The sequence below is a fragment of the Paenibacillus sp. UNC451MF genome (genome assembly GCF_000686845.1).
Taxonomy (GTDB): Bacteria; Bacillota; Bacilli; order Paenibacillales; family NBRC-103111; genus Paenibacillus_S.
This window is the reverse complement of record NZ_JMLS01000008.1, coordinates 140,536-154,357: the sequence shown is the minus strand read 5'-3', so window position 1 is coordinate 154,357 and position 13,822 is coordinate 140,536. Positions and strand designations below refer to the sequence as shown.

Below are 13,822 nucleotides of genomic sequence, written 5' to 3'. Positions count from 1 at the left end.
ACCCTCACCCCTTTCTACCACTTTACCCCACTTTCTACCACTTGTACACTTACATTTCTCCACTAAAACAAAAAATCCTGCTTTAGCGCAGGATTTCACAAAAAGTTTTTCATTTTAGATTTATTGAGAATCTTCATTATTCGACGGATTTTGAATAGATTCTCTGTTTTCTTCGGCCAGCTTCTTTCTTAATTCGACCTGTTTCTTCCTTCTTGAACGCCTTACAAGCAGAATTGGAATGATGATGACAGCCAGCACGATTGCTACCGGTAGAACCGCGGCGGCGACAATAACAATCCATTGAAAAATAAGGGATAATACCGCAGCACTGCCATTTAGAGCCGAAACAGCCCGTTGATATAGCGGGCCTCCTTCTTGGCCCTTAATCACCGCAGCCGAGCCCACTTTCTGAACCAGTCTGAGCTCTATGGTAGAATAAGAAACATTCTGCTCCAAATATCTCATTCTGCCCTTTATTCGCTCGATCTCCTCTTGCACCTTTCCAAGCTCATTGGAAAACGCCAGCAGTTCATCAGTTTTCGATGCTTTTTCCATAAAGGCAATGAGCCTGCTCTCAACCACTTGCTTCGCCTTTAATCTCGCCGTTAGATCCACATACTCCTCTGAGACATCCTGGCCCTGCATATTTTTCTGCGTAGTGGGGTGAATCTTCTCCAATTGACTTAGCAAGGAGCTGAAGCCGATTGCAGGAACTTTGATGACAAAACTGCCGCTCTTCTCATATGTGGTTTCATTTTGACTGAACTGCAAGACGTACCCGCCTGTCTTCTTAACTGCATCTTCAATCTGCTGCTGAGCCTCTTCATACTTATCCACCTGCATCGTGAGGTTTGCCCGATAAATAATTTTACGATCCATCGCGTCAACTAATTCGCCGCCAGTGCCATTATAGCTATCTGCCTGTGCAGGCGCAGCAGGTTGTGCTTCTGTTTTTGCTGACGTATTCTGCAAAGCTAACGCCGAGCTTTGATTGGAATCTCCTTTTACCATTTTAGAGCTCTCACTAGAAGCCGCAGAATCCGCCGAACTTTTGCTTCGGTCTGCCGCTCCGCAACCGGTTAAGATTACTGCCAACAAAGCAACGACCGCCCATTTTTTCATCCAGTTCCTTTGATTCTGATTGCCTTTTCTTTTTATACCGCATCCTTCGACCCTCACTGCGATCCCCCCCTATGGAATCTTCCTATATCGCCGTTAACAGCGATACTTTATTAACGAGGACGAAAATGGAATTGTTGCATGATATTAACAAAAATAGCTTCAAACACAAAAAAACAGCCCTCCCGAATGGGAAGGCTGTCTTGTGCTACATGCGGGTTAATGCTCAGTCCAGCTGTCTAAATAAGACTTTTGCTCTTCAGACAATGCATCAATGGAAACGCCCATGGACTCTAATTTGAACCGAGCTACTTGCTCATCAAGCTCATAAGGTACATTAACAACCTTTTGACCGATTTGCTTGTAATTGTCGTTTACATACTTCAAAGACATGGCTTGCAAAGCAAAGGTCATATCCATAATTTCGGCCGGATGTCCGTCACCCGCAGCCAAGTTAACCAAACGTCCTTCAGCGATCAGGTAGAACTTACGTCCATCCTTAAGAGTGTACTCTTCGATATTGCGGCGAACCGTACGCTTGGATACAGACAGCTCATCAAGCTCAGGCTTATTCACTTCCACATCAAAGTGGCCTGCGTTAGACAAGATAGCTCCATCTTTCATTACTTTGTAATGCTCTCCACGAATTACATCGCGATTACCCGTTACCGTTACGAAGAAATCTCCGATCTTAGCCGCTTCGGTCATGGACATAACAGCAAAGCCGTCCATATAGGCTTCAACTGCTTTAATCGCATCGATCTCAGTAACAACTACATTGGCGCCAAGACCTTTTGCACGCATCGCAACACCTTTACCGCACCAGCCGTAGCCGACAACGACAACTGTTTTACCTGCAACGACCAGGTTAGTCGTACGGTTAATTCCATCCCATACGGATTGACCTGTACCGTAGCGGTTGTCGAACAAGTATTTGCAGTACGCATCATTAACAGCTACCATCGGGAACTGCAGTTGACCGTCTTTTTCCATTGCTTTCAGACGCAAAATACCTGTAGTTGTTTCCTCCGCACCGCCGCGAACGTTCTTCAACAAATCTTTGCGTTCGGAATGCAGAATGGATACAAGGTCACCGCCGTCGTCGATGATAAGGTCTGGTTCGGTTTCCAATGTTTTGATCAGCAGTTCTTTGTATTCCTTCGGTTCCGGATTGTATTTGGCAAATACGGTAATGCCGTCTTCTACAAGCGCTGCACACACATCATCTTGTGTAGATAACGGATTGCTGCCGCAGATCGTTACATCTGCTCCACCAGCTTGAACTACTTTAGCCAAATAGGCAGTCTTTGCTTCCAGATGCAGTGAAATGGCAACCTTCAAGCCTTTGAACGGCTGCTCTTTCTCAAATTGCTCACGAATGCGGTTCAATACCGGCATATGCGCATTAACCCAATCAATTTTCAAGTGACCCTCAGGGGCCAAGGATAAGTCCTTAATAATGCTGCGTTCTTTCGTATTCATATATCATCCTCCAAGTCTTGTTTTAGGCTTCAGCCAATATAGAATCGAATGGCAAGTATTTGTCTTGTTGTCCTTTATAAAATCAAAGCATTGGCATAGGTTTACCCGCTTTGCTTTATAGATAGATTACTTTATGCAGACCGTCGAGCTCAAGCTCACCGTCCACAAGCTCATAGAGCCAATCGGTTCCGTACTTATTCAAGTACGAAATCATGTTATAAACCCTTTCCTGAGGTTTCCCAAGGGGAAGCACAGACAGGCCGATCCTTTGGAACTGTCTTAACGAAGCATCAAACTGAGAGCGAACCGCATCTGCAGCTTTATGCTCCAAAAATGCAATCTGCTCCAATATTTTAGCCAAATTCGTTTCCCCAAGCTTCCCAAGACCCGGATTAACTCCAGCTATCAATTCAACCAGAGGCTGATAACCATCCTTGAACTGGACTCTTACCTGTTCAAATCGTTCATCAAGCTTTAAGCTGTCTTGCTCTTTCAGCCATTGCTGCTGCTTCTCATCGAGCCTATAGAGCACATCGTCCAGCGACAAGCCGTATTTCTGCATGTTTTTTTGGACGATTCCCTCCATTAATGTAACTTCCATTCGAGGGATAATGATTGGCATTTGCATGTCGGCGTAATGAAAAGCTTCTCGAGTAAGACCCCAATAAGCAATCTCGCCCGGTCCCAGTACCGTTCCAAGCACAGGCAGAACATAGTCCTGCATCAAAGGCCTCGTCAGCACATTGTTACTGAACCTCTCTGGAGCGGTCTCCGTCCAGTCGATCAGTTGACTTACTGTGTATTGTCTCTCCTGCTTTCGGTCAGTGAGCAAATTCGGGTCATTCTCTGAAGCATGCAGAAGAACGCGCTCATCCTCATCAAAAATAAACAGATTCGCGCCACGTTCATGCATTTCCACTTGAGAAGCATATCCAAGCTCATTCACTTTTTGCTTACCTTGCTGGTAAGCCTTGTGGAATTGCTCTCGGTGCTCCAGCAACCGACGAAACATCGGAGCCTCGACTCTACGCAGTGCTGGATCATCCGAATCCAACAGTACGAGCCCATAAGAACCGAACAGCTTGGCGAGGAGCTGACCAAAGAATTCAACCAAAGTCGTGGAAGAAGCCGCTATATTGTTCAAGCAGTCCATCCAAGACCCTTTGAATTCCGTTGGGATAAGTGAAGCGTCAAGCTGCTGCAGCGCTTCCTCCCATTGCTCTTTGGAGATTTCCAAGCGACTAACCGAGCTGCGCTTAGCACTCGTTTGGCCTACCTTGATTTTATTCACCTGCATGTCTTGCGTCAATGAATAGATATGGTTGACCTCATCAAAATCATGGTCTTCCCCTGCTATCCAAAATATAGGCACTACAGGTCGCCCCAGCTGCTCTGAGGCAAGACGAGCGGAACGAATTAACGTTATCGCCTTATAAATTACTAACGCTTGCCCTGTAAACAATCCGGCCTGCTGGCCACCAACTATACAGAGCGTTCGCTCGTCACGAAGCTTCTCTACCGCTTGCATCGCTTCCGGTGCGTTCTGAAGCCGAGAGTTAAAGACGGACAACACATCTGCAATCTGTCCGCGATCAGCAGCAGATTGACGTCTGTGATCGAGCCATTCCGCTCTCGCAGCCCATGATGAGCCATCCCATGGATTATAATCGAACAAGGAGCTAACCTTGTCATACTGGTGAACATAATCCTCCGTGATAGGCTGGCTGGATTTCCAATGAATTGATTCAACTTTCAACAAGGCAGCCGCCTCACTTTACAATGATTTATATGTACCTCTTTGATTGTACACATGAAATGCACAATCGTCAAAACAGAATACCTCAATATAGAAAGCCGAGCCGCTCCAGGACATCGTCCAGAACAACCCGGCTTTCATGAATAGGCCATTAATACAAATGGCAAGCTACGTAGTGATTAGGCTCCACTTCTTTGAACTCTGGCATGGAAGCGGCACACTCTGGCATCGCATTAGGACAGCGAGTACGGAACGGACAGCCGCTCGGCGGATTCAAAGGACTAGGAATCTCACCTTCCAATATGATGCGCTCACGTGTACGCTCGACCTCAGGATCCGGTATCGGGATCGCCGAAAGCAAAGACTGCGTATAAGGATGAAGCGGCTTATCATACAACGCCTCGGATGTCGTAACCTCGACCAGCTTACCCAAATACATAACACCGATTCTATCCGAGATGTGCTTCACCATCGCCAAATCGTGGGCAATAAATAAATAGGTAAGGCCATGCTCTTTTTGCAGCTTTTTAAACAGGTTAACAACCTGTGCTTGCACAGATACGTCCAAAGCAGAGATCGGTTCATCCGCAATAATGAACTGCGGCTCAATAGCCAACGCTCGTGCAATACCGATACGCTGACGCTGACCACCCGAAAATTCGTGCGGAAAACGGTTCGCATGCTCGGAATTCAAGCCAACGGCATCCAATAGCTCGAACACCCGTTCCTTCCGTTTAGCACCTGAATACAAGCCGTGAATATCTACACCTTCAGCAATAATGTTCCCAACCGTCATACGAGGGTTCAATGAAGCGTAAGGATCTTGGAACACCATTTGCATTTGACGGCGAAAATCACTCAGCTTGCGACCGCGCAATTTATGAACGTTCTCCCCGTTAAAAATAACTTCTCCGCCAGTAGCATCATACAAATTAATGATCGTACGTCCTGCGGTTGATTTACCGCAGCCGGATTCGCCTACCAAGCCGAAGGTCTCCCCACGCTCAATCGAAAAGTTCAAGTTATCGACAGCCTTCAGAGTTTTACCGTTGGCTACTTGAAAATGCTTCTGCAAATTGCGTACTTCCAGAATGGTATCCTTGCTCATCGAGTTCCACCTCCCACTTCTACCGGACGTTCTACTTTCGGCGCATCGGGATGAAGCAGCCAACAGGCAGCCGAATGCGTGTCCGTAAGCTTGGTATGCTCAGGATCTATTTCCAAACATGCTTTCATTGCATACGGGCAGCGTGCTGCGAAAGCACAGCCTTTGGGCGGAGCGAATAAATCGGGAGGCGTTCCGGGAATCGGAACGAGCTCGCTATCGGAATCATGATCCAGACGCGGTACAGAACGCAACAGTCCCCATGTGTATGGATGTTGCGGATTATAGAACAGCTCGTCCACTGTTCCTTGCTCCACAACTTTACCTGCATACATAACGATAACACGCTGAGCCATCTCCGCCACGACACCCAAGTCATGCGTTATTACTATAATAGAAGCTTCAGTCTTTTCAGACAAGGTTTTCATCAAATCAATAATTTGCGCCTGGATCGTCACGTCAAGAGCGGTTGTCGGTTCATCAGCAATGAGCAGCTTCGGACTGCAAGCCAAAGAGATGGCAATCATAACACGCTGACGCATACCACCCGAGAATTCATGCGGGTATTGATGAATACGACCTTCCGGATTCGAAATACCCACCAGCTTCAAAATTTCAATAGCCTTGTTGTTTGCTTCGGCTTTAGTTACATTTTGATGCTTAATCAAGCCTTCTGTAATCTGCTTGCCTATCGTCATGGTCGGGTTCAAAGAAGTCATCGGATCCTGGAAAATCATCCCCATCTCCGAACCACGGATTTTCTCCATTTGTTTATCCGAAATTTTAGTAATTTCCGTTTTACCATCAAACAAGATCGATCCGCCTTTAATGACACTTGGAGGCGACGGGATCAGTCTCATGATCGTTTGCGCAGTAACGGATTTTCCGCAGCCGGATTCACCTACGATCGCCAGCACTTCCCCCTTTTTAAGTTCGAAGGAAACGCCACGTACCGCCTGTACTTCTCCGACATAAGTGCGAAAGGATACCTTGAGATCTTTGACCTCTAATATATTTTGACTCATTATTGGCACCTCCTGCTTGCTTTAATATAAGCATAAGCTTTTTCGGGAATAAAATCTTCCCCCATTCCGGCATTATTTTCTCATTTTCGGATCCAATGCATCACGAAGACCATCGCCTAAAAGGTTAAAGCTCATCAAGATCAAGCTAAAAATAATTGTAGGGAAAATAATTCGATGCGGATACAAACGAATTGCACTTGCACCATCAGAAAGCAACGCACCCAAGGAAGCTAACGGAACGCGAATTCCTAATCCGATAAAGCTCAAGAAAGCTTCGGTAAAAATAGCCGACGGAACGATAAAGGTAATTTGTACGATAATTAAGCCTAATGCATTAGGCACCAAATGCTTCAATATAATACGTGCGCCATTAGCACCCAAAGTGCGTGCGGCAAGAACGTATTCCTGTTCCTTCAACGTCAGGATTTGTCCTCGGACCAAACGAGCCATCGGAACCCAACCAGTAATTGCGTAAGCGATAATGATAGTTTTAAATCCCGGCCCTATAACTACAATAAGCAGGATGGAAATCAACAGGAACGGAATGGAGTATACAATTTCAATAATACGCTGCATAACATCATCGACACGTCCACCGTAATAAGCGGAAATCCCGCCGTACAAAACTCCGAATACCAAGTCGAGCAAAGCGGCTGCAAGACCGATTGCCAACGAGATCCGAGTGCCCCACCATACGCGGACCCACAGGTCACGTCCGAAATCGTCGGTTCCAAACCAATGCTCACCGGATGGCTTGAGGTTTTTAATATCATAGTTTTGCGTTGCGTAATCATAATGTGAAAAGATCGGTCCGAATATGGACAAGATACTTAGTACGATCAACGTGATAAGCCCGAACATAGCGAGCTTATTTTTCTTAAGTCTTCTCCAGGCATCTTGCCAGTACGTCAAGGATGGCCTAACGATAACATCGCCTTGGGCTGTTCCTTTAGCTGCCGGCTCAAACATGTCTTTCGAAATTTGCTGCATCATTTGGAACCTCCCTTGGTCAGACGAATACGCGGGTCTACCAGCCCGTACAATATATCGGTTATGAACAAGACAACGACTAAAAGGAAAGAATAGAAAATGGTCAATCCGGTAATCATCGTATAATCGTTAGAGTAAATCGATTGGACAAAGTGCTTACCAAGCCCAGGAACGACAAAGATTTGCTCAACAATCAGCGTACCTGTAATCAGGTTAACAAACACCGGACCCAATACGGTTACTACAGGCAAAATCGCGTTTCTAAGTGTATGGCGTACAACTATAGCTCTCTGTGACAAGCCTTTTGCTTTAGCCGTCTTGATATAATCGAGACTTAGTACATCCAGCATGGAAGTTCTCATCAATCTAGCTAAGATAGCAATGGTCCCGAATGATAGCGAAATAGCAGGCAGTATACGACTAGAAGCCCCGGTCCACATCCCAGCAGGAAGCCAACCAAGCTTAACCCCAACAAAATAAGACAACAACGGCGCAAGAACGAAGGATGGAATCGAAATCCCTACTACTGCTGTGAACATCGCACCGATGTCCCAGCCCTTATTGTGATTAAGGGAAGCAACAATACCTAGAATAAGTCCAACTACAATAGCAATACATAACGCCCAGAGTCCCAATTCAAGAGACGCAGGAAAACCTTGTGCAATGATTTCAGTAACTTTACGGGTAGGGAAAGCGTAAGAAACGCCTAAATCTCCGTGAATGACATTGTTAAGATACTTTAAATACTGCTCCCATATTGGTTTATCCAAACCATATTGGGCATATAAAAGCTGCTTCTGCTCTGCAGTAAGTTTTAATGTGTCTTCACCGAACGGATCACCCGGCAAATTCTTCATCAGCACAAAGGTGAACGTTACGATCAGCCACAGGGTAACTACCATATAGACCAAACGACGAAACGTATAGCGAAGCATATTACACCTCCTGTACTTAATTAAGAAATACGTATTGACGCATTTCAGGGGCTTGCAACCGCAGGATGCGGTACACATGGTAGACGTGGAGAGCACAAAACAGTCGGTCCCGCATTCTTATGGAGCCGAACTGTTTCGCAAGCATAGACGATATACACGCGAGACTATGTTTGCGAAACAGTTCCGCTTCGATCCACATAGACAGCTCAATCGGGCAACTTGCAAAAAAATAAAGGGCCGTTCCAAACGGCTGCAGAACGGCCCTAGGTTGAACGTTATAACCTAAACCTTAATTACTTAATGTTAACCCATTTCAATTCCCACTCTTTAGACATAGCCGGTAGAATCAAGCCATCCACACTGACTTTTTTAGCATAAGGTCTTGTCCGGAAATAAAGCGGGCTTAACGGCATGTCGTTCATCAGCTGTTTCTCAGCGTCAACCAGCATTTTGGAACGTTTAGCCAAATCAACTTCTTTATCTGCGCCTCTTACTAATTCATCATACACCGGATTGCTATACTGCATATAGTTGAAAGATTTGTTATCTGACAACCACATGTCGAGGAAAGTCATCGGATCGTTGTAATCTGCGCCCCATAGACCGATCAAAGTATCAAAGTTGCCTTCCTGCATGTTTTTCACGCGCAGTGCGAATGGCAATGGCTCGCCAGTTACGTCAACGCCAAGATTTTGTTTCCATTGAGCTTGGATAAACTCAATTGTTTTCTTGGAAGAATCTGTATCGTCAGATGTCAGCTTGAATGGCGGCAAAGAGGTCATGTTCAATTCTTTCAAGCCTTCAGCCAGCAACGTTTTTGCTTTTGCAGCGTCAAATGCAGGTTGTGTATCGCCTGCTACTTTACGGAATTCCTGTTTGTTACCGTCACTAACAGTTCCAGGTACCAAGCCAGTGGAAGGAATAGAAGCTCCGCCGAGCACAACTTCATTCAGTGCTTTACGGTCAATAGCCATACCCAACGCTTGACGAACTTTCGCATTAGCAAATGCAGGTACTTTCTTCACTTGGAACATAACGTAGGAAGAAACGAATTCTTTTTTCAGGGTCAATTCAGGCTTACCTTCGTACATTTTGAATTGATCGCCTTTCAATTCCGTCAAATCTACTTGGTTTGTTTCAAACATATTAAGGGAAGTGCTTGCGTCTTTAACAACGTTAACTGTTACTTTTGTCAGCTTCACGTTAGCTGCATCCCAATATTTATCGTTTTTAACAAGTGTCAACTGCTGCTCATGATCCCATTTCTCCAATTTGAAAGGTCCAGCTCCGATGACTTTATCAGCATCAGCACCGTACTTATCTCCTTGAGCTTTTACAAAATCGGATTTTTGAGGGAAGAATAACGGCATGGAGAGTTGGTCTGTAAAGAAAGCGACCGGTTTTTCCAAAGTGATTTCAAGCGTTTTATCGTCTTTAGCTTTAACGCCCACTTCTGCTTTTTTCGCTTCAGCCTCTTCTGGCTTCGCTTTTGTAAAAGCCGCTCCACCTTTGATCCAAGCAAGCATGGAAGCATATTTCGCTTTGGTAGTCGGGTCTAGAGTACGTTTGAATGCATATTCAAAGTCAGCTGCCTTCAACGGCGTACCGTCTGCCCATGTTAGACCATCGCGCAGAGTAATCGTGTAAACCAAGCCATCAGCGGAAATTTGCGGCAAATCTTTGGCAAGAGCCGGTTGTGGCTTGCCATCCTTGTCCAAACGGTACAACCCTTCATTGATTGCATTCAAGATTGTAAACGTCGGATTCGTCGTAGCAATGGAGCTATCCAACGCAGGCGGTTCAGCCGACAAATTAATTTTAAATTCTTGTGCCGGCGCTTTAGTATCTGTACCCCCAGCTTGATTCTTCGAGTTGTCCGTCGAGCATCCCACCGCTGTGCCCAGCATAGCTGTAACTGTCGCCAGAACAAGAAGCTTATTCAACTTCATAAATGTTCCTCCCTTTTATTATGTAATTATATGGAATCTCTTTGTCATGTTAGAAAATATGACTCAGAGTTTACACACTAGAATAATAAACGATTATTTTAAAAATGTAAATGATTGAAACCGTTACCAAATGGGAAATATACGACCAAAGGTCAATTAATTATTAGAAAATCTGACACAAAATGAACTTTAACTCATTAGTACATTTATAAAACGAAGGAATAGGAGCCCATAATTAGGTTCCTACTATATTGTTTCTATGGATTGAAACCTCGCGATTATTATTTCCTGTGATGCTGTGATTATACAGTTTGTCACATGCTGCGGAAGTCGCTTTCCGCGCACATTAGCCTACAACGTTGTATCTTGGTTGATTGGCTTCTCCATAATTTTCTTAACTTCGTCAAGATCCTCCGTCTTCCCTAATGCCCACATCAATTTAGGCACGATAGCCTCCGTGTTCATGTCCCCGGAAAGAATGATTCTGTCTTGAGCAACCTTGCGCCCAACCTCATAAAGATTCAAATCTTCCCCTTCTTCAAGACATTGAGTTGAGATCACGACAGCAATACCGGAAGCAATTAACTCTCTTACCTCAGGCAACAAATCCCTCCCTTGGAAAGGGATCCCTCCATTACCAAAGCTTTCAATGATGACTCCTTTATAAAGGGGTTTCAATTGACTGAACAGCTCCGGCTTCGTTCCCGGCAGCAGCTTCAGCAGAAATACATCCGGGCACAGCGAAGCGTCAAGCTTCGGCTTTTTCGTACTTTTGCCTGGCTTGGAGCTTACATATTTAATACCGGTATCGTTTATATAGGCAACATACGGATGATTGATGCTTTCGAATGCATCATAGCTTTTCGTCCTGATTTTGACAGCTCTGGTTCCACGTATTACCCTTCCGTCAAAAACAAGAAACACTCCGCCCGTATCTTCACAGGCGAACCGAATGGCATCCATCACGTTTTTTTTCGCATCCGTCTTCTTATAGTTAATTGGAATTTGAGAACCAGTAATAACAACCGGCTTACTTAGATTTTGCAGCATATAGGAAAGAGCAGCTGATGTGTAAGCCATCGTATCGGTGCCGTGCGTTATGACAAAGCCATCATATTCTGAATAATTATCATATACAGCCTTGGCAATCTCTACCCACGATTCGGGCTGCATATTCGTACTGTCAATATTCATTAACAGCTTGCTAACAATTTGATAATTCTGATCCTTAGCCTGCAAAAAGCTGACTAGTTCCTCAGCATTCATCCCAGGAGCCAGACCTTCATCACCCTGAATGGCCGTAATCGTTCCTCCTGTTGCCAATAAAAGCAATTTTTTCATCATCGCACCTCAGATATTCGAATCGTACGCTTTTTGCGACTTTCCTTGCTTATTATATTCGTGAAAAAACGATAAATCAAGCGAATTTTACGCGATTCGCGTACATATGTCTTGAGTATCCAATTTCTGATGTTATAATGGGATTTGGAATAAGGGGGATAAAAGCAATGTTTTTAAATAGATTAACCGAACTGCGAAAAAGTAAACGGTGGTCATTGCAATATATTGCGGATAGACTAGGAATTGCAAAAAGCACCTACGCAGGTTACGAGTCCGGTTATCGGGAACCGTCACTAGAAGCTACGAAGATGCTTGCAGATCTTTATGGTACTTCGGTGGACTTTTTATTGGGTAGGGTTACTGAACCTAATCACCCGCCAGCGATACAGCGGACGGAACACATTGAGTTATTGGAACTAGATCAGGTTACGATAACCGTGGATGGGAAATCGCTTTCTTCCGGAGAAATTAAGCACGTCATTGCTTTTATTAGAGTTTTACGGGAAATGGACGGAACTGCGAAGAAGTAAATTCGGAGCTGCAAAATTACCCAGGATACCCCCTTTCATCGTCCGGTCATTAAAAGCATTTCACTGATTATGACCGTCAACTTCAGAGTCGAGAGTATGCGGCAAGCGCTAGCTTGCCACTATGTATTTGCCTATGCCGATAAATAACAAAAGTACATAGCAGGCAGACAATACGACAAATCCTAGTCTCAGTAACGTTCGCGCAATTTTGACAGGATTAATTTTGCCTTTTATACGGTTTTGCATGTTGCCAAGAAGTCCTCCAACAACCAAGAACAGCAGAACAACCAACCATAGCCCTAGCCCTGATTGGAATAAACTCTGCGTCATCACGGACACGGAACCTATCAAAAATAAGGTCGTCACATCAATTGCTGCGTAGGTTGCTTTCTTCTTGTCACGGAATATGCCGTATACAATGCCCCATGCAGCAAAAAAAGAAACAAAAGGAACAAGTGCCAAAAACGTATACACCGTCTGCAACCAAGCCACGAATCCGTTCACAGCGGATCACCTGCTTTGCCTATATTTTTCCCCACTGCTGCTCAATCGACCGTACCAGCTGGTACACCGTTCTATGAGCAGGAAGCCCCATGCCTGCTTGCTGCGCTTTGGCGAGCAGGCCACCAGTAATCGAATCCAGCTCCGTTAGCCTACAAGCACGAATATCCTGCAGCATCGAGGACTGGTTAGCAGCCGTCCGTTCACATACCGTTAGAAGCTGCTCCCATAAATCGTCCGCCAGCTCAATGCCGAGCTTGCCCGCCAGTTGAACGCCTTCTTCGAAGAGCGCACGCATCAATGGCATGGTCGCAGGCAATTGTGTCAACTTCCCATTAGGTATTTGCAAAATAGCTGTTAACGGATTGATTACGGAATTTATCAACAGTTTATTCCAAACTTTACTAGTGATTTTGTTCGACAAAGACACATTAAATCCTGCATCTTGAAACATTTTTTGCAGTTTTTTTTCCAAATCATCCTCATTCTTCTGATCGTTTGGCATGCTTAAAGGTCCGAGCCATGTAAGTCCTCTACCGGTATGCTCTACGCAGCGGGAATGGTGTCGAAAAGCTCCTTCCGTGGTAACAGCAAGCCATATTTGTTCAGCAGGAATGCTGCGCGATAAAATGTCCGTATGGCCGATTCCATTTTGAAAACAAATCAACCTGGTTTCCGGCTTCATTTGAGCAGCAATTTTATCTGCCAGCTCCTCTGTTACCGCAGTTTGCTTCACCATCAATAGGATCACGTCCGGTGCAGCTTGAACACCTGTAGTAAGCTCTAACTTATCTTCCGACATAACGATCGGTCTCACTATTACTTCCTGCTGAGAGGCATCCGATTTTTTCTTCAAAAGCAGCAGCCCTTCTTCACTCAAGGTATCTGCTTGTTCGCGGCTGCGTGTAACCAGTTCAATCTGTATGCCTGCTTCAGCTAGTGAAGCTGCTATCAGCATCCCTAGCGCTCCCGCTCCTATTACTCTAACTTTCATTTGACACAACGCTCCCCTGACTAGCCTTTTTATTCCATTTTAGCAGAATATCCATAGCAAACAAAAGCCCCGCAAGCCAATTGCCTGCGGGGCTT

Annotated in this window: 12 protein-coding genes; 1 reads left to right on the top strand and 11 read right to left on the bottom strand. The window is 45.1% G+C overall.

Annotated features, from left to right (window positions below; genetic code table 11):
* Positions 1–120: 120 nt before the first annotated feature.
* From BP97_RS36000 to BP97_RS0111705, 9 genes are all read right to left on the bottom strand, one after another.
* Positions 121–1,179 (bottom strand): DUF4349 domain-containing protein, encoded by a 1,059-nt coding sequence (locus BP97_RS36000; protein ID WP_051620520.1) that lies wholly within the window; start codon positions 1,177–1,179, stop codon positions 121–123.
* A gap of 159 nt (positions 1,180–1,338) precedes the next feature.
* Entirely contained in the window at positions 1,339–2,601 is a 1,263-nt protein-coding gene (locus tag BP97_RS0111745; RefSeq protein ID WP_028549274.1) for an adenosylhomocysteinase, read from the bottom strand.
* Between the two features lie 115 nt (positions 2,602–2,716).
* Entirely contained in the window at positions 2,717–4,357 is a 1,641-nt protein-coding gene (bshC, locus tag BP97_RS0111740) for a bacillithiol biosynthesis cysteine-adding enzyme BshC (protein ID WP_028549273.1), read from the bottom strand.
* Between the two features lie 151 nt (positions 4,358–4,508).
* The gene (locus BP97_RS0111735; RefSeq protein WP_028549272.1) at positions 4,509–5,465 is read right to left on the bottom strand and encodes an ABC transporter ATP-binding protein; all 957 of its coding nucleotides are present in this window, start codon (positions 5,463–5,465) and stop codon (positions 4,509–4,511) included.
* The gene (locus BP97_RS0111730; protein WP_028549271.1) at positions 5,462–6,487 is read right to left on the bottom strand and encodes an ABC transporter ATP-binding protein; all 1,026 of its coding nucleotides are present in this window, start codon (positions 6,485–6,487) and stop codon (positions 5,462–5,464) included. Before BP97_RS0111730 ends, BP97_RS0111735 begins: the two co-directional genes overlap by 4 nt.
* A 72-nt stretch (positions 6,488–6,559) precedes the next feature.
* Positions 6,560–7,477, bottom strand: a complete 918-nt coding sequence (locus tag BP97_RS0111725) for an ABC transporter permease (RefSeq protein ID WP_028549270.1) — start codon at positions 7,475–7,477, stop codon at positions 6,560–6,562.
* The gene (locus BP97_RS0111720) at positions 7,477–8,412 is read right to left on the bottom strand and encodes an ABC transporter permease (protein ID WP_028549269.1); all 936 of its coding nucleotides are present in this window, start codon (positions 8,410–8,412) and stop codon (positions 7,477–7,479) included. Before BP97_RS0111720 ends, BP97_RS0111725 begins: the two co-directional genes overlap by 1 nt.
* Positions 8,413–8,705: 293 nt before the next feature.
* Positions 8,706–10,361: a peptide ABC transporter substrate-binding protein gene (locus tag BP97_RS0111710; RefSeq protein WP_028549267.1), complete on the bottom strand. Its 1,656-nt coding sequence runs from the start codon at positions 10,359–10,361 to the stop codon at positions 8,706–8,708.
* A gap of 351 nt (positions 10,362–10,712) precedes the next feature.
* Complete coding sequence (locus tag BP97_RS0111705; RefSeq protein WP_028549266.1) at positions 10,713–11,702, bottom strand: asparaginase; 990 nt, start codon at positions 11,700–11,702, stop codon at positions 10,713–10,715.
* A 167-nt stretch (positions 11,703–11,869) separates the two neighbouring features.
* On the opposite strand from BP97_RS0111705, the gene BP97_RS0111700 reads away from it, so the two are divergent.
* Positions 11,870–12,232 (top strand): helix-turn-helix domain-containing protein, encoded by a 363-nt coding sequence (locus BP97_RS0111700; RefSeq protein ID WP_028549265.1) that lies wholly within the window; start codon positions 11,870–11,872, stop codon positions 12,230–12,232.
* A gap of 108 nt (positions 12,233–12,340) precedes the next feature.
* Here BP97_RS0111700 and BP97_RS0111695 read toward each other — a convergent pair whose 3' ends face one another.
* Together BP97_RS0111695 and BP97_RS35995 are read right to left on the bottom strand one after the other, a co-directional pair.
* Positions 12,341–12,736 carry a DUF3397 domain-containing protein gene (locus BP97_RS0111695; RefSeq protein ID WP_036745751.1) on the bottom strand — a complete coding sequence of 132 codons (396 nt, stop codon included), beginning with the start codon at positions 12,734–12,736 and terminating at the stop codon, positions 12,341–12,343.
* A 19-nt stretch (positions 12,737–12,755) separates the two neighbouring features.
* Positions 12,756–13,727: a ketopantoate reductase family protein gene (locus tag BP97_RS35995; RefSeq protein ID WP_036745750.1), complete on the bottom strand. Its 972-nt coding sequence runs from the start codon at positions 13,725–13,727 to the stop codon at positions 12,756–12,758.
* Positions 13,728–13,822: the final 95 nt, after the last annotated feature.

What these genes read in the sequence shown, in the direction of transcription:
- BP97_RS0111745 (WP_028549274.1), bottom strand. Translation starts at nt 2,601, where the DNA reads ATGAATACGAAAGAACGCAGCATTATTAAGGACTTATCCTTGGCCCCT.
- BP97_RS0111735 (WP_028549272.1), bottom strand. Translation starts at nt 5,465, where the DNA reads ATGAGCAAGGATACCATTCTGGAAGTACGCAATTTGCAGAAGCATTTT.
- BP97_RS0111730 (WP_028549271.1), bottom strand. Translation starts at nt 6,487, where the DNA reads ATGAGTCAAAATATATTAGAGGTCAAAGATCTCAAGGTATCCTTTCGC.
- BP97_RS0111725 (WP_028549270.1), bottom strand. Translation starts at nt 7,477, where the DNA reads ATGCAGCAAATTTCGAAAGACATGTTTGAGCCGGCAGCTAAAGGAACA.
- BP97_RS0111720 (WP_028549269.1), bottom strand. Translation starts at nt 8,412, where the DNA reads ATGCTTCGCTATACGTTTCGTCGTTTGGTCTATATGGTAGTTACCCTG.
- BP97_RS0111710 (WP_028549267.1), bottom strand. Translation starts at nt 10,361, where the DNA reads ATGAAGTTGAATAAGCTTCTTGTTCTGGCGACAGTTACAGCTATGCTG.
- BP97_RS0111705 (WP_028549266.1), bottom strand. Translation starts at nt 11,702, where the DNA reads ATGAAAAAATTGCTTTTATTGGCAACAGGAGGAACGATTACGGCCATT.
- BP97_RS0111700 (WP_028549265.1), top strand. Translation starts at nt 11,870, where the DNA reads ATGTTTTTAAATAGATTAACCGAACTGCGAAAAAGTAAACGGTGGTCA.
- BP97_RS35995 (WP_036745750.1), bottom strand. Translation starts at nt 13,727, where the DNA reads ATGAAAGTTAGAGTAATAGGAGCGGGAGCGCTAGGGATGCTGATAGCA.